The organism is Erysipelothrix larvae (genome assembly GCF_001545095.1).
Taxonomy (GTDB): Bacteria; Bacillota_I; Bacilli_A; order Erysipelotrichales; family Erysipelotrichaceae; genus Erysipelothrix; species Erysipelothrix larvae.
In genome coordinates this window covers 1-16,378 of sequence record NZ_CP013214.1, presented here as the reverse complement: position 1 = coordinate 16,378, position 16,378 = coordinate 1, and the positions used below count along the sequence as shown (strand labels likewise).

Sequence of the window (16,378 nt, the reverse complement as noted above, 5' to 3'; positions counted from 1 at the left end):
CTCTAAACTCCCTCTTTAAAGTGTTTGGTTTATCTTATTTTCAAAGGCATAAATGAAAGAAAAAATGCCGTAGCGAGCTGAGATTCAATCAGCATTTACAAATAAAGTGTGGCACTATTTGCGAAAAAAATTTTTAATATTACGATTATCTTTGAAGTGACAATCAACAGTTCAATGGATACATTGGTAAACATTTAAAAGCGTTGAATAAAGCATATTCACACATATTCTGCTACCTATAAATCCTTACTTTCTAAGAATTCAATTTCTCCATAAATCCATTATTCTCGTTTCAATCAATATTGAACAAAATATTTTAAACTGTCAGCCTAACAAATCAATGTACACATCATCAAGGGTTGTCTGGACTTGTCTCTCATGTAAAAGTTTTGAAATAAAGCGAATCTTTAAACCGTTTGATGTAGCCATTGCGCTCACAAACTTCGCAGAATCATCCTCATTTTTTGATTGACTCAAAGGATTCATACGATTCAAAAACATTTGTATCATTAATCAGTGCTTCTTGATTCTTTATCGACAGAATTTGTCCATCTTTCATCACAATAATCTGGTCTGCAATCATTTCAACATCCGAGATAACATGCATTGCAAGAATAAACAATGCGATCTGTCGCTACTTCCGCGATAACCTTTCTTAAATTTAACCGTTGAACGGGGTCAAGGCCTGCTGTCGGCTCATCCAATAATAATATCTTGGGATCATTAAGCAGTGCTTGGGCAATGAGGACCCGCTGCTTCATACCACCTGATAATTGATCCAAAGATTTATGTTTAATCGTTTCTAAATCAGTGCGTTCATGATGGTGTTTACGTTCTCTGAAATCACGTTTCGCTTAATCCCTTTCATTGTACTCATATAAATCAAAAAAGACTCCACTGTGAGATTAGGGATTAGCGATTGTTGTTGTGGCATATAGCCAATCATCTTTCGATAGTCATCACCCAATTGATGAATGCTTTTTCCATGATATAAAACGTCCCCTTCATAGCCCAAGGTTGTGCTTAAAATATTAATAAGGGTCGATTTCCCAGCACCATGTGTCCCAATAAAGCATACACACCCTCATCTAACGATAAACTAATCTTATTCAGCGCTATGGTTTCTCCATAGCGTTTTGTTATGTTTTTAAGCTCAAGAATACTCATGATATTAACCCTCTTTTCACATTCATACCAATACCACCAATGACCAAACTCATATAACCTACCGCAACCACAGGATGTTCTAATATAGCCGTTGTAAGCACCATAAGTGGTGAGTATTCAGGGAAGAGTGTAAACAACCCCATCACCACAATAACAACAAATATCATGCCAAATAATGCCTTTAATCCGCTTGTTTGTCGGGCAAGTCGATAACTACTCAAAACAATCAATCCATACACCAAGGCCCTAATTAACAGTGTACACACCATGTACACTGCAAGTGAAACATCCAAGGACAGGTCAGTGTCAAGAATTAGACTCATTGGATAGTTCACAGTAAACAAATTATAGTATTTTAAGATCTTCGCAATATATATTCCATAAACACCAATACAGAGCACCCCACCAATCCCCAACAACAACTGGAGGTCGATCTTCTTCTTTTGTTTTCGACCTAAAAGAGTACTATCAAAAAGTGCATCAATCTTTGATGTCTTCGTTGGATTCACAAACATAAACACAAGACTCATCAGTGCTAAAGAAAGGGTTATAAAATGAATCTGCATGCTAAACAAGGACTCTCTACCAAAAAGCTGTTCGTACCCTTGTATATTTGAATAGTAGGCCTCCCCATTTATTAGTACTTGTTCGATTTCATCGCGTATCATGACAAGGGTACTGAGGTTGTTTGCTTTCTCGATGAGTTCACTATTATTGGTTTCATCACAATCCATTGTATTATCAATACAGGCATTGAGTTTGTCGCGCGCTTCTTGAGCGTCAAGGATGCGCACGTTCAAAGCTTCCAAAACATCCGCATCAACAATCCCCAGATACTCAGCACGCATAGCATCCACGTTTGCTTGTTCTGCATCTTCTAAGATGGTATAGCTCATATAGCGATACCCATTGTATCCAATTAAGATTACACAGATTAAAAATGCTTTATAAAGGATTCCCATTTGGAAGAATTCTTGAAGGGCAAGTGATTTAAACCTAAAGGAAAGTTTAAGGTCAAACTGCTTAAAGCCAATTCGATTGATATTTCGATACATTCCCCAAGATAAAATGCTAACACAAACAGTAAGAACACACAGTGCAACAATTTGCAGTGTAGCAAGTTGAAACCCTAGTCCCAAAACAATCGAAATATTAAAGCTTGGCATTGATCCAATAAGATAAGCATACACATTAATATATTTGAGAACACTGTAACCCGATGTAATTGAGATAAAGCTATGCATTAAGTACTGAACTAATGTCATCAAAATAAATACAAACAATGCCAGTGCATCATTTCTAAAATGTGAATAAATATGATTAGAATGGAACCAATGAAAAGCATACTCAGAATACCAAGACTTGAAATCATAATGAGATAAGACAAACAATTTAGATAATAAGGGAACCGGTTGAATCCTGAAATAAATTGAATCGGAACATATAATGACAACCCCATTAACTTAAGTGTACCCACTGTAATAAGAAGCATACCCACTCTAAACAAAACAACACTAACTAATAATGCCAGTATCTTAGAAATATATAGGTGCTTCAACGATGTATGCGTACTCTCAAAAAGACGCAAATCTTTATTTGAACATCCTGATAGAAAAGCGCTTGTACACACATAATTACAAAAATAAATGACAGGATTGAAAAAATAGGAGAGCGCAATACAACCGATGGAACATAGGTATTTTCCACATTCAATTCGAGTGTGTTCAATGTTTGATAATATTGAATTTCCTTCTTAAACCTCACTAAATTATCTTTTGAATTAAAAAGCGATGACTGTATTTTCTTCTGATTGTTTTCAATGATTTCGTTATTATATTGCGTAAAGTTTTGAATCGTCTCAATTTGATTTTTAAGATATGAACTACTGAGTGCTTCAGTGGAAAGATTCCCTTGAAGATACTGATTCCGTTGTGTTATATAACTTTGGTTTTCATCACTATAAAATGTACCCACCAAAAAAACCAGGAGTACCAGCATCAGTATCATGACCCCTGGAAGAATACCACGATAAGATTTAAGACGCTTTAGCTCTTGATTTAACATCATGAATCCTAATTATCAAGTGCGTTGAGATAAGAAGAGGTTGCGATCTTAGTCCACTCACCTGTTTTATAGTTTACTGTATATATATCCCAAGCCATCATTCTTGTCATTTGCGACAACAACCAGCGTGTCTTTAAAACACACCGATGATTCCAGACACTTCAACCTTACTGCCGTTTAGGTCCAAAGAATTCGAAGGGACAAATGACTCACTTGCCTCCACTTCATAGACAAGTGTTCCATCATAATCATACACTTGAAATTTCAACGGAGATTCTGCACTTGTAGCATAAATATACTGATCATCAATATATTCCATCACTGTATGTTCAAAAGTGGTTCTAACATCACCCGCTTCATTCACAACATGTGCTAATATTTTATCGGCTTGGATTTCATAATAAAATAAAATTGGAATCATAAGAACTTGCTAAAAAATAGTCTGGAGCCGATATTACATTTTCCAATGAATAATCATCAAAGGAAAAAGCATACAATGTACTAACATTCGTTGATTGATTATACATATTAAGATATAAACCATCTTGTGAAGGAACATAACGAAGGAAACGTTGTCCTTCAGGTTCGATAATTTGTGTTTTCTCCTTCGAATTTAGGTTTACCACAAATACTTCCTGGGTAAAAGTATCAACATAAAATAGGTGACCATAGGTAATAAACATCTTATCAGGGACCGTGTCAAAAGTATAAACAACTTCTTTATTTAACCCTTCAGAATCAAGGCGATTAAGCATTAAGCCATTTTCCCCTTCAATCGTTCCATAGTATGAAATATAATAGAGCGACCCACCATAGCATTGAAAGTATTCCCCATCCATGATATCAAAATACTTCTCATACTCTAGCTCATAATCCTGAGAAACACTGACGACTTCATCATCGATATAGTTCAAATCCGCTAATTTTAAAGACTCTTGCATCGCATCATCGTACACATAAAGTGTTCCAGAATCAATGTAATAAATTGCGTCATCTGTTGCTGAAATGCTAATTTTTGAAATTTAGTATTCATCCCAGTAAACATCTGATTTGCAGGAATGCTCTCGTCAATTTTAGTGGATGTTTGCGTACATCCAGCCAACAATAAAAGTCCAATCAACAAACCTTTCTTCATATATTCTTCTTCTCCCTCTTCCGTGGCTTACCAAGACTAATAAATAATATTGTGTTTTAATTTTCTTTCATCAGTCTTAATAACTTTTACATTCAAGACTAGTAAATTTGATTTTACCTGTAAAAAATACGGCAACTAATCAAGCTTAATACGCTTTTGTGCACATCACTAGTGGAGCGGATTCCCTAGTGATATTTTTTACAACAAAAAGAATTTATTGACCGGGTGCTGTAACAGTTCCTGAACCGAGCGTGCTCAAAGTTTTACCCTGATAAGTCACAGTTCCTCTTGAAGAAGCACTAGAAATAGCGTAATTCTTAAATTGACAATAAACTCTAACATATGCTCCACCCATACCACTGGAACTGCCTGACGAATCGAATGATTGATACCCTATAGTCTCAGTAATATACGTCGTTATTTGACCGTTATACTTTGTATCATTAGCAATTGACCCATCAACTGATTTTCTATCACTGACCATTGAAACTCTTACGGTCATATAAGAATCAGTCTTTGACAATGCTGATATGTTTGTTGAAAACAAAATAAGTGTAAGTCCAAGCAATAAAATCGCAGTAAATATTTTCCTTCCATTATTTTTTGTAGCTCTAATCATAGTTAGTCCCCTTGTTTATATCTTCCGCTCTAATTATATTTTATCATGACAACCGAAAATGTATACCCTTTCATTTATTGTTATTTTTATTTTTATTGCAATCACAAATCTTGTGGGATGTTACATTTTTAACATAGGTTTTTCTACTTGCATCAATTAACTTTAGAAAAAGTATTCATCATCAGGGTAACCATTCTTCTTACTGCCTCAGCTGGGTCTTCGATGACAATCAATTTCTTGTTTTCTTTACGATATCCATGTGGTGCTTGGGGTGATGCATAATTCCCCTCCAAAAATAAGCGTGTTATTCTTGCTTCAGAACATTTCTTTATCTTCTTTAATTCATACCCTCTGAATGCTAATTTGATTTTATATTCGTTCACACCAGAATCGGTACGATAAACACATGTAGATAAAACTCACAATTGTAAGCTTTCAGATACTTAATCCAGAAACTATTGTATTCATTCTCACGTCCAATTCTCTCACTATCAGTTGCCATAACAAGATTCACATTACCTTTCTTTATATCTGATAGAAGTCTTTGAAAATTAGGGCGGTCCATAGTCGTTCCACTTTCACCATCATCCACATAAAATCTTACATTGTGAACACCTCCTATTCCACTATTTGTGATCACATTTTGAAGTACATCAAATTGATGTCTTACACTATAACCATGTTTGGCTTGTTCATCAGCGCTGACACGAACATATACTCCTATTTTGCGCTCTCTTAATTCTTGAATTCTCGAAAAAAAATGTTAGACCAGTTATCTATTTCAAGCACAAAAAACAGTGAAGGTTGAGAGTTTATTCCCTAAATAATAATATAAAATCGGATATTAAACTTTACTTGGGGTTTTCACTCGCAACACTATTTCTTGGGTGAGGTAATCTTGCTCTAGCCTCTGTCTTTAAAGAAGTTTGGGGATTTCTGTTGTAAACTGATTATCTTAGACCAGCAGAATAAAAAATCACTTTACTTTATGCACAATTAAGTGCTGTATTAAAGTGATTTTTTTTGTATTATTAGTTTAACGAGGTTAATAAAATGGTAGAAACCCCAAGTTTCCAGACCTAAGTTTCTACCAATCCAATACCTCCTATAAAGGAGTAAGAATATGATAACAGTTTTCTCAAACACATTCAATAATAAACAGTTTTCTCAAAAGGAATATTACAAATTTCTCAATTCAATTAATCCAAAAACAATACCTTGTCCGTGCTGTTCAAAAACAGATACACTGATTCGTTATGGATACTATCCGAAAACCATAATTACTGGGCGATTAACCATTGTCGTAGAAATCGCACGTTTCTTTTGTAATCAATGTAAGAGAACTCATGCAATAATACCAAGTAACTTACTTCCCTATTTTCAACTGTCTGTACCCACAATTGAAATAATATTAACCCATGAACTTGATAGCACGCTTTTAACTGATATTGATGAATCAACATATATTCGGATAAAAATACGTTTTAACGATTATGAATCGGTGAGACATTTAAGTTATTTGGAACGATTGAATTACTTCATATTATCCACAAAACGGAATATCTATCATTCCGCCATTACTTCACCAACATGAGAAAAATAGTTTTAACTCCTCAGATTGAATATAATGAAGATGGTTATTTAAATAACAGACAATCATTTTTATATTTAGGAGCAAGATACATAATGAAACCTTATCAAAATAGTCAAAGAGAGGCAGGGTTTCTATGAACGCTAATGCCACTCTTTTAAGTAACGAAAAAATTCTTGAATTATTTAACTTAGAACACCATCAAGTCCAGAAGATTGATATCAAAGGTCAAAGTGACGCATTGAATGTGTACATTACGCTTCAGGTAGAGGAACAAACATGCCCAATTTGTGAAAGCAAAACATCCACAATCAAAGATTATTCTGAAAAGAAGCTTCTCCACTCACTGGTAACACATATACCCTGTTACATTCGTTACCGTGCACGACGTTATAAATGCACAACGTGTAATAAATGCTTTTTTGAACACAATCCATTTGCGTATCGAAATATGAAGATTACTCAGCTGACCGTATATAATGTCCTGAATGATCTTAAATCGCCACATGAAACGTTTACCACAGTTGCCAATAGATATCGGTTATCTCCCACTACAGTATCATCTATTTTCGATTCCCACGTTTCTGTCTCCAGACAAAAACTACCCGCTTATCTGCTTATTGATGAATGTTATGCGTACCACAGTGATCGCAGTGATTATGTATGCGTTCTTATTGATGCAATGACAAAGAATATCGTAGATATATTACCGTCCCGTAAGAAACAAGACTTAGTCGCGTATTTTAGCCAAATCCCCCTTGAAGAACGCAAAGGAGTCTTAGGTATTGGAATCGACATGTGGTATAGCTATAGAGTCGTCGCAAAACAATTCCTTCCAAACGCGTTTATCAGTGTTGATCGTTTTCATGTTTATAGTGATTTAATGAAACGTATCGACTCTATTAGGGTAGACACTATGAAGAAACTAAAACCTCCTAAGAACTGGAAGCAAACAGAAGATAAAGTCAAAAGACAAGAATATTATAAGCGTGACCAGCAATACTATCTGCTTAAAAAGTTCAACTGGTTACTCTATAAAAACCCCAAAGCAACAACCACAGTTAAAGATAAGAAATACAATATATTTGATCCAAATGTACCGAAACAACGCAATAAGAAATTGGGAAAGTTTCTAAACCTTTACGACATAATAGACCTAATTCTTCAAACGAGCAATGGCCTTGAAGATGCATATAACATGAAGTTCTTACTCGATCAATTCTTCAATGAATCAAAAGCTGAGAATGCACACGAGAATCTGAACACACTCATCAGAGTGATGGCTCAGAGTAGAGTTGCATCAATCGTTGATTTTAGCCGAACTTTAGGAAAGTGGAAAAATGAAATTTGTCGCAACTTTCAATAAAGTAGAAAAATGCACAAAGGTCACAAATAAGAAAACAGGAGAAACCCATTATGAAGTTTCCATAACACACACATAAACAGTGCGTTGATTGAGAATCGAAATCGCATAATCAAGCAAATAAAAAACAATGCAAGTGGCTATCGTAATTGGGAGCGGTTTAGGAATCGTGTGTTGTATGTGCTTAATGAAGACGCAACATATCGAATTAACCCAATAATTAAAACAACCTATGACAAAAGGACTCTCTTAAGAAATGACTCATTATTGATATACTATAACAAAAGAGGGAAGCTATAGTCATGTGCGACTACGCTTCCCTTTGGTCTTTAACAAACTTGTTTGGGGTAACTTACTCCCCAAGTTATTTTATATCATTTTCTGAATTATCCCCAAGTTATTTCAGACCGCCTTAATTTTATGCATCATTTCACTATACAAGTTGGTTCTTTGACTTCCCTGTATCGATGAATTCTTGTAAGTTTTCATATGAGTATTCAACCATATTGCTGACTGCTTCATCGGTATAAGACCCAATATGTGGTGTAACAAGTACCCGTGGGTAGAGCGATTGAATCCGCGTCAACAACACATCAAAGTCTTCAGGGCGTGTTAGCTTATTGAAGTACTGTGTTTCATTTGCTAAAACATCCGTTGCATAGCCTTGAATCTTCCCTGATTCAACATAAGATAAGATGTCTTCAACTTTTTGAAGCTCACCGCGGGATGTGTTAATTAAAATCACACCCTCTTTCATTTTCTCAATTTTTTCTGCATTCAAGAATTCATCATTTGAACCCTTAAAGTATGGCATATGCATTGAGATAATATCCGATTCTTTGAGAAGTGTATCCAAATCAACTTGTGTGCATACATCTCCTAAATAATCCTTCTTTACAATATCGTAGCCAATCACATTCGCACCAATTCCATGGAAGAGTTGGGCTGCAGTGAAGCCAATTTTCCCTAACCCGATGATTCCAACGGTAGATTTGCGAACTTCCTTACTAAACATAAACTCGTCAATAATAAGGTTTCCATCTTTTCCTTTATCCCCCATGTATTGAACATGACGTGATAAGGTCATGGCAAAGGTTAATGCAAGCTCTGCAATTGCATTGGGTGAGTAAAAGGGTACATAGGCTACTTTAAGTCCTAAATCTTTTGCAGCATCAAGGTCAATATGGTTATAACCCACAGTACGTGTCAACACATACTGTACCCCATAATCTTTATAAATCTGAAGGTTTTGACGCGATCCTGGACATCCACCACGAAGCATAACAGCATCGCATCCTTTCGCAAGATGCACTGTCTCATCATTCAACATGGATTCTGTGAGCACTAGATCAAAATTGAAGCGTGCGTTTAAATCTTCAAAGAACGGTCTTTCGACACGTCTCACACCATAACATAATAGTTTCATAAACAAATTCTCCTTTCTTATTTTATACAATTCCTGCACTGTGAAGTGCGGTTAATACAAACAACCAGAAAATAATTGCGACAATCGATAATACCGTTGAGATGAGTGATGCATTTGATGAGAAGAGTGCTTCTTTATCAAAATTTATTGCATACCCAACCGCTACGGTTGCAGGTGGTGTTGCAAGCATAATAACAATACCTGTAATCGCAACATAATCAAGGGCTAAAAATCCCATAGACTTAAATACCATCATGACTACAAGCATCAAGGCTGGCATGACGAGAAGTTTCACAAATGAGTAAACCCAAACATCAATGTCTTTTGTTGCATCAGCAAGTGAGATTTGTGCCAACGTCATCCCAATTGCAAGCCATGCTAGTGGTGAAGATAATGAACCCAGATAGCTTACAGCACTCATAAACCATGGGAGTGTCTTATCAAGACGTAAAATTGCACCAGTCCATGCAGTATCACCACTGCCAATGGTAACTTGTGGTAAACTTCCTTGGAACATCCAAATCATAAATCCTAAGAAAGTACTTAGAATGATTGGATTTAAAATAATTTGACTGAGGTTTTTCTTTTCAAGTTTCAACCCAGAGAAAAGAATGAATCCATACGAGTATAAGAACACGCGGTATGCAATGTTAAAGAGGTTTGCATAAAGGGTTCCTTCAGTCCCTAAGAACGCTGAAATAATTGGAATCCCAAAGAATGTTGTGGATCCAAAAATCGTGAGACCACGCATTGCATCAAGTTTATCCCCTTTATATTTCACCACATAGATGTATGAAAATACAATCAGCAATACATATGCTACAAATCCAAAAATAAATGAGTTGAGTCCAATCGTAAATGTTTCAGGACCAATATTGGTCATAAATGCATTGAATGCAAGTGCTGGTAGGGCAACATTCATTAATACTGCGGTTAAGGCCTTTGGCCCTTGTTCTGTAACCTTCCCCGTTTTTCTCAGGTAATACCCGAGTAAGATAATGGCGATTGTTGAAAAAATCGCGCCTAAAAAATTGTTATCTGAGATAACTTGTTTGATAATATCCATAATATCCTCCTGTGTCCTTTCATTATAAAATCAAAATGAAAATGAAGGATTAAATCTAAAAAATATTTTCCTGTTCAAGAAAGAATATTTTAGTGCAAAAAACAAACCGGTCATATTTTGTGAAACAATAAAATTAGTGTTAATTTTCACATATTATAATGTTTAAGATTTTTGGTGATTTCAAGAAGATACTGAGGTATCTTTAGGGAATAAAAAAACAAGGCGAACCTTGTTTTTTTGATAGATTGATTAACGCTTTGAGGTCAATCGATTGTTTTTGATGGTGTAATAAAATGTTGAACCAATATCATAGATTGATATAACACATAGGATGGCAAAGATAATCGCGAAGGTTAATGAGATGCCTTGAACTGGAAGGATGGTCTTCAAAAACTGTGAAAACTCAGGGGTTATCAAATTCGAATTGAGCAATACAATCACTGCAACAACCATCGCAAACGCATTTGAAATCAGTGTTGAGATGGCAACAACAAAATTATAGCGATCAAAAGCAAGCTTTAGCACTGAAGACAGGATATCCAAGGATGCACTAAGGGTAATCAGCAATGCATACTGATGCAGTACCTCGAGGTTAAAAACATAGGTTTCAATGGTGCCATCGATGATGAGTGGAATGTTCATATCATTTAACACCATCGCAAGCAAGATACTCACAAAGAATAGTGTCATCACGATCTCTGTGATGACCTCTCCTTTTGAGATCCTCTTCATGTTTTCTTTTTCTAATGGTGGTAAATCATCAACCGACCATTCTTTGTGGCTTAAGTCAGGTCCATGCGCTTCAAGGATTGCGTATACAAGCGTAACGCCAACAATTGCGGTTACACTCATTGAGATAATCACGGATAGATTTGCAAAGATGCGTGTGATTATAAAGACAATGAGTGATTGAGTGTCCATCGTATGAAGGGGTGCACCAATCACATCACTCACAATCACAATCCCAGCAATGACACTGGATACAATCAACACAATTCGCACAACAAGTTTCAATGTATCTATGTATTGATCAAAGATATCGGGCGAAATCAAATATCGTGGTTTTTCACGATATTTTGATGCCAGATCTTTTGGATTCCCCAGTGTTTGTAATACCGTCTTAACATCATCCGTTTCCTCTAGCATGTCTTCAATTAATGAGTTAAGTTCCAAGGATACATCCTTGCGTTGATTTTCAGGTAATCGACGGACTACATCCGCAATATAACGTTCGATATAATGATTCATCATTTAAATTTCCTCTTCTAGAAACTTTAGTTCATTGTTTAGTTTCTTCCATTCTTTGATTAGTCCCTCATAAACAGTCTGTCCCAGATCGCTCAACACATAATACTTACGTGGTCGTGTTTCCTGAGTGTCCCATTCGCTTTTTAAAATGTTTTGTTTGTCAAGGCGGCGTAACATTGGATACAAAGTTGATGCGTCAATCACAACCCCTTTTTCTTCTAAGCTTTGTAGCAGTGAATACCCATACTGCGGTTTGTTGCATTGACTGAGTACCACAAGGGTTAAGGTTCCCCTTCGCAATTCCGTCACCATACTTTGGATAAGTTCTTGTGATTCCATATTCTCACCTCAATCACAGTATACTGTATGTCATACACTATTGTCAATTTAATAACATTTGATTATCTTATAACATATTCAGATGTTCTTTTATGGGTTTGAATATGATAGGATAGATGTATGAAAACGACACTTGAAACAACACTCAACCATCTCATGCATCATTATGGCCCGTTACATTGGTGGCCTGCAGAAAACGACATTGAAATGATGCTTGGCGCGGTTTTAGTCCAAAATACCAACTGGACGAATGTAGAAAAAGCCCTCCAGAACTTTAATGTTCCTTTTGAGGGTCAAGTCATCTTGAATCTTCCCCTTGAGACGCTTCAAACATTCATACGTCCTTCTGGCTTTTATACACGCAAATCGACAACGATACACGGTTTGCTTATGGTATCAGCAGTATGATTTTGATGTTAAGAATCTGGAAGGCATCGATACACCTTGTATTCGTAACCAGTTACTGAGCATTAAAGGCATTGGAAAAGAAACAGCCGATTGTATTTTGTTATACGCGTTTAACCGCCCTGTGTTTGTGGTCGATGCTTATTTAAAACGTATCTTGAAATCTTTGGGTCTATTTCACACAGACAACTATGATGTCATTCAACAGGAGATGATGGATTTTTTTGGACATGATGTCACATTATATCAAGAACTTCATGCATGTATTGTCGAGCATGGTAAGCAAAAGACACCAATCGATGCATTTGACCTTGTCGGCATACCCAATAAAGTGTATCTTGATGTCATGAATCGTGAACCGAAGTTTAAAGAAATTCACGATACTTATGGGTATGTAACCCGTATTTCACATCCAGATCCGTATACAGGATTTGTCTATACAATCATTGGCCAACTGTTGAGCGCTGCTTCTGCTCACGCAATTTTCACCCGTTTTATACACCGGTTTCCTGATGTTGCATCGGTGAATCAGGCATCGTTACAACAGGTGATGGACCTTGGGCTTACACATAATAAAGCATGTGCCATTAAATCATTATGTGAAAAGGTTTCAGGACAGGAATTCAGCTTTGAGTACATAAACACTTTATCCGATGAACACGCGATTGAAGCATTAACAAAACTCAAAGGACTGGGGCGATGGAGTGCAATTATTATTCTCATCCACACTTATAATCGACTGAATCTTACAAGCTATGATGATATTGCACTTCGTAAGTCAGTCGCGCGCATTTTAAAGATTGAGTCTGTTTCTAAACGCAATTCGACCGGTATATGGCACGTTTTGAACCCTATAAGTCGTTGCTTCGATTTTCTTATGGAAACTCAACAAATTAAAAGACTGATAAATATCAGTCTAAAGTTCTTTATAGGTTACCAGTTCAATGTCTGGATGGTTTTTAAAGTGTTTTTGAGAAGTCTGAATGAATGATGAACTCAAGGATATGGATTCGATTTTCAAGCCATGATGACCCATGATAAATCGTACAATCAAGATATCCTGGATGACACATGATTTCAGTTGTCTCATGGTCTAAAATTCCTTGTAGCAATGCATCAAGATATGCTTTATCTTCGGATTCAGACGCGCACCGCATTCATCAAAGTCCCAAATAAAATGTTCAACCCCACGCATATCTGGGGATGCCTGATAATTTATCCGAATTGGAAGGTTGTACTTACGTCCAAGACGTTCGATAATCTCTGGATTGTTTTGAAACGTATGTGCGTGATGGTGTGAATCAAGGTGAGTTGGGGTAATGCCTGCATCAATTGCTTTTTGAATCTGTGCATCCCATTCTTGATAGACTTCCTCTTCATCAAAGGGTTCTGTTTTTAAACCATGCTTGCTTTTTAAAGTTACCGTGTTCATCAACCAATGTTTTATGAGTGTTAAGCAAGGGTCTTCCACAGGTTAAGACCATGTGAATGCCCACTCCAAGCTCTGGCGCTTGCTTTGCGAGTTCAACCGCATGGGTAAACCCTGGCATATTGGTCATTAATGTTGCGGATGTAAGGATGCCTTGTGTATGTGCATCCATGATCCCCCAATTAATACCACGGGAATATCCAAAATCATCTGAATTAATAATTACTTTTTTCATCAATTTCACCACAGTGTTTGGGTAAAACACTGCCCCTTCTACACACTCAATCCTATCATACCTCATCAATTTAGGAAACCCTTACAACAGTTTTATTGGAATTCGTCTAAATCGTGTATAATGAAAGATATTGTGGAGGTTTTTATATGGAATGTGTACGGTGTGATTGGGCTCATAGACACCCTTTGGAACAAGATTATCACGACACCTATTGGGGTGTCCCTGTTTATGATGATTTGGAATTATTTAAGATGTTGATGCTTGAATGCAATCAAGCGGGTTTAAGTTGGACAACCATCATCAAGCGGATGGATAGCTTGTGTGAAGCCTATGATAACTTTGATCCGCATATCTTAGTTACTTACGATGATCAAAAAGTACAAGCGCTCATGCAAAATGAAGGGATTATTCGAAATCGCTTAAAAATTAATGCTGCCATTACAAATGCCCATGCTTATTTCAAGGTCTGTGAAGCGTATGGCTCTTTCAGTACCTATCTTTGGAGTTTTGTTGGTGGTACTCCCATCATGAATCATCCAAAAACCCATGCTGATGTACCAGCGACAACGGATATTTCGGATGCGCTGAGTAAATCGCTAAAAAAACTTGGGTTTAAGTTTGTTGGTTCTACGATTGTCTACGCGTTTATGCAAGCGGTGGGAATGGTGAATGACCATGTTGAGACCTGTGCCTTTAAATACACCTTGAAGGATTAATCATCCTTCTTTTTTATCGATCCATGGGTTTGATACCACGTCGGGATTTCTGAATCATCACGATACCAGTCGCGCATGATTTGATAATTATCGTGCATGATATCAATTTGTTCTTGACCCAATGGAATGGCCCAAGGCAGTGAAGCAATCGCATTGACATAGGAATAGAGCTTGAGAAGTTTGAAGAATTCATGGGGTGGTTCTTGGTTGAAATACCCATGAATTTGTCCACATGCAAAGGGTTCACTGACCTTAACACTCCAAATAATTCGGTTGAATTCCTCCCATGGATCACCTACTCCCACCGGTTGAAGTCAATAATGGATACCCTGTTGTGGGGGTTATAGATCATGTTTGAACCATGATAATCACCGTGTTGATAAACACTTGGCCGTTTGTTTAGATAAGGGCGGTACGCTTCGATGGTTTTAAGACATGATGCATCATCTGGATATCTCAAGCCACACAGATGATACGCCTGTATCTTTTGATCAATTTTGTGATTATACAGTGTTTCCCAATCCTCATTGGTGTCATCGCAATTAATTGAATGCATCGCTTTGAGCAACTGTCCAGCTTCTACACCACACGCATATTGTGCATGGTTATCCAGAGTTGGTAGCACATTCACTAAGCCAACACCTTCCATCCACGTATAAACACGGTATACACGATGATGCTGTTCAAGCACGCCAAAATCTATAGGTTTGGGAAACGCATCGTTCAGTGTTTCACAGCGCTTTAAAAATTCATATTCTTGAGTATAGACCTTGAGATTGGAAGCATCACCAACGCGGACCAAAAAATATTCATGATGTTTGGTGTAAACCAAAACGTTGACATCGTGTGAAAAGCCACCCTCAATCAGTTCAAGATACGCAGCGTCTTTACACACTGGAATGTCTTGGATAATTTGAAACGAGAACATTTGAATCTCCTTTATTTATAGTATACATCAAATAATCTCAGATAAAAGCGTAAGTTGAAAATAGTTTTCATGAATGTGTGATACACTTTGACTATATAAATAGAGGAGGTACTTCTAGATGAATACACGTTTTCCTGAAGGGTTTTTATGGGTGGTGCGACCGCAGCAAACCAATTGGAAGGTGCATACTTAACAGATGGTAAAGGACCATCCGTTTCGGATGCCATGCCAGGTGGCAAAGCACGGATGCAAATCGCTTCACAACCTGATTTTGATTGGGACATTTTAGAGAACAGATATGTTTACCCAAATCACATTGGCATTGATCACTATACACGGTTTAAAGAGGACATTGCATTGTTTGCGGAAATGGGATTTAAAGTCTATCGATTCTCAATTGCTTGGTCACGCATTTTCCCAACCGGGACTGAAACACAACCCAATGAACAAGGATTGAAGTTTTATGATGAACTCATTGATACCTGTTTAAGTTATGGTATTGAACCCCTGATTACCATTTCACACTATGAAATGCCGTTAAATCTTGCGAAAATGGGTGGATGGCAAAATCGTGATTGCATTGCTCATTTTGAACGATATGCAAAAACAGTGCTCACACGTTATAAGATAAAGTGAAGTATTGGCTG

25 protein-coding genes and 2 pseudogenes are annotated in these 16,378 nt (G+C 36.8%); 6 read left to right on the top strand and 21 right to left on the bottom strand.

What is annotated here, in order from left to right; all coding sequences use genetic code 11:
• Positions 1 to 324: 324 nt before the first annotated feature.
• From AOC36_RS12290 to AOC36_RS12040, 13 genes are all read right to left on the bottom strand, one after another.
• On the bottom strand, positions 325 to 477 hold the full coding sequence (locus AOC36_RS12290; RefSeq protein WP_198401227.1) for a hypothetical protein: 153 nt from the start codon (positions 475 to 477) through the stop codon (positions 325 to 327).
• The gene (locus tag AOC36_RS12600) at positions 458 to 583 is read right to left on the bottom strand and encodes a hypothetical protein (protein ID WP_257721663.1); all 126 of its coding nucleotides are present in this window, start codon (positions 581 to 583) and stop codon (positions 458 to 460) included. The genes AOC36_RS12290 and AOC36_RS12600 overlap by 20 nt, the downstream gene beginning before the upstream one ends.
• Position 584: 1 nt before the next feature.
• The gene (locus tag AOC36_RS12620; RefSeq protein ID WP_157777201.1) at positions 585 to 782 is read right to left on the bottom strand and encodes an ATP-binding cassette domain-containing protein; all 198 of its coding nucleotides are present in this window, start codon (positions 780 to 782) and stop codon (positions 585 to 587) included.
• Between the two features lie 20 nt (positions 783 to 802).
• Positions 803 to 1,030, bottom strand: coding sequence for an ATP-binding cassette domain-containing protein (locus tag AOC36_RS12555; RefSeq protein ID WP_250636699.1), 228 nt, complete (start codon positions 1,028 to 1,030; stop codon positions 803 to 805).
• Complete coding sequence (locus tag AOC36_RS12285) at positions 1,024 to 1,167, bottom strand: hypothetical protein (protein ID WP_157777200.1); 144 nt, start codon at positions 1,165 to 1,167, stop codon at positions 1,024 to 1,026. Before AOC36_RS12285 ends, AOC36_RS12555 begins: the two co-directional genes overlap by 7 nt.
• Positions 1,164 to 2,432, bottom strand: coding sequence for a hypothetical protein (locus tag AOC36_RS11745; protein ID WP_157777199.1), 1,269 nt, complete (start codon positions 2,430 to 2,432; stop codon positions 1,164 to 1,166). Before AOC36_RS11745 ends, AOC36_RS12285 begins: the two co-directional genes overlap by 4 nt.
• Before the next feature lie 289 nt (positions 2,433 to 2,721).
• Positions 2,722 to 3,231 (bottom strand): hypothetical protein, encoded by a 510-nt coding sequence (locus tag AOC36_RS11740; protein ID WP_067634674.1) that lies wholly within the window; start codon positions 3,229 to 3,231, stop codon positions 2,722 to 2,724.
• A gap of 133 nt (positions 3,232 to 3,364) precedes the next feature.
• Positions 3,365 to 3,652 carry a hypothetical protein gene (locus AOC36_RS11735; protein WP_067634672.1) on the bottom strand — a complete coding sequence of 96 codons (288 nt, stop codon included), beginning with the start codon at positions 3,650 to 3,652 and terminating at the stop codon, positions 3,365 to 3,367.
• Positions 3,627 to 4,172 (bottom strand): hypothetical protein, encoded by a 546-nt coding sequence (locus tag AOC36_RS11730; protein ID WP_067634669.1) that lies wholly within the window; start codon positions 4,170 to 4,172, stop codon positions 3,627 to 3,629. Before AOC36_RS11730 ends, AOC36_RS11735 begins: the two co-directional genes overlap by 26 nt.
• Complete coding sequence (locus AOC36_RS11725; RefSeq protein ID WP_067634667.1) at positions 4,157 to 4,366, bottom strand: hypothetical protein; 210 nt, start codon at positions 4,364 to 4,366, stop codon at positions 4,157 to 4,159. The genes AOC36_RS11730 and AOC36_RS11725 overlap by 16 nt, the downstream gene beginning before the upstream one ends.
• A 214-nt stretch (positions 4,367 to 4,580) precedes the next feature.
• The gene (locus AOC36_RS11720) at positions 4,581 to 4,985 is read right to left on the bottom strand and encodes a hypothetical protein (protein ID WP_067633618.1); all 405 of its coding nucleotides are present in this window, start codon (positions 4,983 to 4,985) and stop codon (positions 4,581 to 4,583) included.
• Positions 4,986 to 5,137: 152 nt separating this feature from the next.
• The gene (locus AOC36_RS11715; RefSeq protein WP_067633620.1) at positions 5,138 to 5,368 is read right to left on the bottom strand and encodes a hypothetical protein; all 231 of its coding nucleotides are present in this window, start codon (positions 5,366 to 5,368) and stop codon (positions 5,138 to 5,140) included.
• The gene (locus AOC36_RS12040; RefSeq protein WP_232505411.1) at positions 5,365 to 5,709 is read right to left on the bottom strand and encodes a recombinase family protein; all 345 of its coding nucleotides are present in this window, start codon (positions 5,707 to 5,709) and stop codon (positions 5,365 to 5,367) included. The genes AOC36_RS11715 and AOC36_RS12040 overlap by 4 nt, the downstream gene beginning before the upstream one ends.
• Before the next feature lie 399 nt (positions 5,710 to 6,108).
• On the opposite strand from AOC36_RS12040, the gene AOC36_RS11705 reads away from it, so the two are divergent.
• Together AOC36_RS11705 and AOC36_RS11700 are read left to right on the top strand one after the other, a co-directional pair.
• A complete protein-coding gene (locus AOC36_RS11705; RefSeq protein ID WP_067629969.1) occupies positions 6,109 to 6,579 on the top strand; it encodes a DUF6431 domain-containing protein in 471 nt (156 codons plus the stop codon).
• 133 nt (positions 6,580 to 6,712) lie between these two features.
• Positions 6,713 to 8,239: pseudogene (locus tag AOC36_RS11700) on the top strand (ISL3 family transposase).
• 133 nt (positions 8,240 to 8,372) lie between these two features.
• Here AOC36_RS11700 and AOC36_RS11695 read toward each other — a convergent pair.
• The 4 genes from AOC36_RS11695 to AOC36_RS11680 form a co-directional block, all read right to left on the bottom strand.
• Positions 8,373 to 9,365, bottom strand: a complete 993-nt coding sequence (locus AOC36_RS11695; RefSeq protein ID WP_067632855.1) for a 2-hydroxyacid dehydrogenase — start codon at positions 9,363 to 9,365, stop codon at positions 8,373 to 8,375.
• Positions 9,366 to 9,387: 22 nt separating this feature from the next.
• Entirely contained in the window at positions 9,388 to 10,431 is a 1,044-nt protein-coding gene (locus AOC36_RS11690; RefSeq protein ID WP_067632857.1) for an AEC family transporter, read from the bottom strand.
• 249 nt (positions 10,432 to 10,680) lie between these two features.
• Complete coding sequence (locus AOC36_RS11685) at positions 10,681 to 11,682, bottom strand: HAAS signaling domain-containing protein (RefSeq protein ID WP_067632859.1); 1,002 nt, start codon at positions 11,680 to 11,682, stop codon at positions 10,681 to 10,683.
• The gene (locus AOC36_RS11680; protein ID WP_067632862.1) at positions 11,683 to 12,018 is read right to left on the bottom strand and encodes a PadR family transcriptional regulator; all 336 of its coding nucleotides are present in this window, start codon (positions 12,016 to 12,018) and stop codon (positions 11,683 to 11,685) included.
• Positions 12,019 to 12,138: 120 nt separating this feature from the next.
• Between AOC36_RS11680 and AOC36_RS12530 the strand changes: the two genes are divergently transcribed.
• Complete coding sequence (locus AOC36_RS12530) at positions 12,139 to 12,426, top strand: hypothetical protein (RefSeq protein ID WP_067634663.1); 288 nt, start codon at positions 12,139 to 12,141, stop codon at positions 12,424 to 12,426.
• Between the two features lie 97 nt (positions 12,427 to 12,523).
• Positions 12,524 to 13,414, top strand: a complete 891-nt coding sequence (locus AOC36_RS12525; RefSeq protein ID WP_232505413.1) for a hypothetical protein — start codon at positions 12,524 to 12,526, stop codon at positions 13,412 to 13,414.
• Positions 13,415 to 13,516: 102 nt separating this feature from the next.
• On the opposite strand, the gene AOC36_RS12695 is transcribed toward AOC36_RS12525, so the two are convergent.
• Together AOC36_RS12695 and AOC36_RS12690 are read right to left on the bottom strand one after the other, a co-directional pair.
• The gene (locus AOC36_RS12695) at positions 13,517 to 13,855 is read right to left on the bottom strand and encodes a ChbG/HpnK family deacetylase (RefSeq protein WP_250636698.1); all 339 of its coding nucleotides are present in this window, start codon (positions 13,853 to 13,855) and stop codon (positions 13,517 to 13,519) included.
• Complete coding sequence (locus AOC36_RS12690; protein ID WP_250636697.1) at positions 13,803 to 14,087, bottom strand: ChbG/HpnK family deacetylase; 285 nt, start codon at positions 14,085 to 14,087, stop codon at positions 13,803 to 13,805. Before AOC36_RS12690 ends, AOC36_RS12695 begins: the two co-directional genes overlap by 53 nt.
• Before the next feature lie 146 nt (positions 14,088 to 14,233).
• Between AOC36_RS12690 and AOC36_RS11665 the strand changes: the two genes are divergently transcribed.
• Positions 14,234 to 14,803 carry a DNA-3-methyladenine glycosylase I gene (locus AOC36_RS11665; protein WP_067632864.1) on the top strand — a complete coding sequence of 190 codons (570 nt, stop codon included), beginning with the start codon at positions 14,234 to 14,236 and terminating at the stop codon, positions 14,801 to 14,803.
• Here AOC36_RS11665 and AOC36_RS11660 read toward each other — a convergent pair.
• Positions 14,800 to 15,108, bottom strand: a complete 309-nt coding sequence (locus tag AOC36_RS11660) for a hypothetical protein (protein WP_067634661.1) — start codon at positions 15,106 to 15,108, stop codon at positions 14,800 to 14,802. The genes AOC36_RS11665 and AOC36_RS11660 overlap by 4 nt on opposite strands.
• Positions 15,099 to 15,731 carry an aminoglycoside phosphotransferase family protein gene (locus AOC36_RS11655; protein WP_067634659.1) on the bottom strand — a complete coding sequence of 211 codons (633 nt, stop codon included), beginning with the start codon at positions 15,729 to 15,731 and terminating at the stop codon, positions 15,099 to 15,101. Before AOC36_RS11655 ends, AOC36_RS11660 begins: the two co-directional genes overlap by 10 nt.
• 118 nt (positions 15,732 to 15,849) lie before the next feature.
• Between AOC36_RS11655 and AOC36_RS11650 the strand changes: the two are divergent.
• A pseudogene (locus tag AOC36_RS11650) lies at positions 15,850 to 16,378 on the top strand (glycoside hydrolase family 1 protein); the annotation flags it as partial.

What these genes read in the sequence shown, in the direction of transcription:
- AOC36_RS11740 (WP_067634674.1), bottom strand. Translation starts at nt 3,231, where the DNA reads ATGTTAAATCAAGAGCTAAAGCGTCTTAAATCTTATCGTGGTATTCTT.
- AOC36_RS11665 (WP_067632864.1), top strand. Translation starts at nt 14,234, where the DNA reads ATGGAATGTGTACGGTGTGATTGGGCTCATAGACACCCTTTGGAACAA.
- AOC36_RS11655 (WP_067634659.1), bottom strand. Translation starts at nt 15,731, where the DNA reads ATGTTCTCGTTTCAAATTATCCAAGACATTCCAGTGTGTAAAGACGCT.
- AOC36_RS11690 (WP_067632857.1), bottom strand. Translation starts at nt 10,431, where the DNA reads ATGGATATTATCAAACAAGTTATCTCAGATAACAATTTTTTAGGCGCG.
- AOC36_RS11695 (WP_067632855.1), bottom strand. Translation starts at nt 9,365, where the DNA reads ATGAAACTATTATGTTATGGTGTGAGACGTGTCGAAAGACCGTTCTTT.
- AOC36_RS12285 (WP_157777200.1), bottom strand. Translation starts at nt 1,167, where the DNA reads ATGAGTATTCTTGAGCTTAAAAACATAACAAAACGCTATGGAGAAACC.
- AOC36_RS12600 (WP_257721663.1), bottom strand. Translation starts at nt 583, where the DNA reads ATGATTGCAGACCAGATTATTGTGATGAAAGATGGACAAATTCTGTCG.
- AOC36_RS11735 (WP_067634672.1), bottom strand. Translation starts at nt 3,652, where the DNA reads ATGATTCCAATTTTATTTTATTATGAAATCCAAGCCGATAAAATATTA.
- AOC36_RS11725 (WP_067634667.1), bottom strand. Translation starts at nt 4,366, where the DNA reads ATGAAGAAAGGTTTGTTGATTGGACTTTTATTGTTGGCTGGATGTACG.
- AOC36_RS11705 (WP_067629969.1), top strand. Translation starts at nt 6,109, where the DNA reads ATGATAACAGTTTTCTCAAACACATTCAATAATAAACAGTTTTCTCAA.
- AOC36_RS11730 (WP_067634669.1), bottom strand. Translation starts at nt 4,172, where the DNA reads ATGCAAGAGTCTTTAAAATTAGCGGATTTGAACTATATCGATGATGAA.
- AOC36_RS11685 (WP_067632859.1), bottom strand. Translation starts at nt 11,682, where the DNA reads ATGATGAATCATTATATCGAACGTTATATTGCGGATGTAGTCCGTCGA.
- AOC36_RS12690 (WP_250636697.1), bottom strand. Translation starts at nt 14,087, where the DNA reads ATGAAAAAAGTAATTATTAATTCAGATGATTTTGGATATTCCCGTGGT.
- AOC36_RS12695 (WP_250636698.1), bottom strand. Translation starts at nt 13,855, where the DNA reads ATGAACACGGTAACTTTAAAAAGCAAGCATGGTTTAAAAACAGAACCC.
- AOC36_RS11720 (WP_067633618.1), bottom strand. Translation starts at nt 4,985, where the DNA reads ATGATTAGAGCTACAAAAAATAATGGAAGGAAAATATTTACTGCGATT.
- AOC36_RS11745 (WP_157777199.1), bottom strand. Translation starts at nt 2,432, where the DNA reads ATGACATTAGTTCAGTACTTAATGCATAGCTTTATCTCAATTACATCG.
- AOC36_RS11680 (WP_067632862.1), bottom strand. Translation starts at nt 12,018, where the DNA reads ATGGAATCACAAGAACTTATCCAAAGTATGGTGACGGAATTGCGAAGG.
- AOC36_RS12530 (WP_067634663.1), top strand. Translation starts at nt 12,139, where the DNA reads ATGAAAACGACACTTGAAACAACACTCAACCATCTCATGCATCATTAT.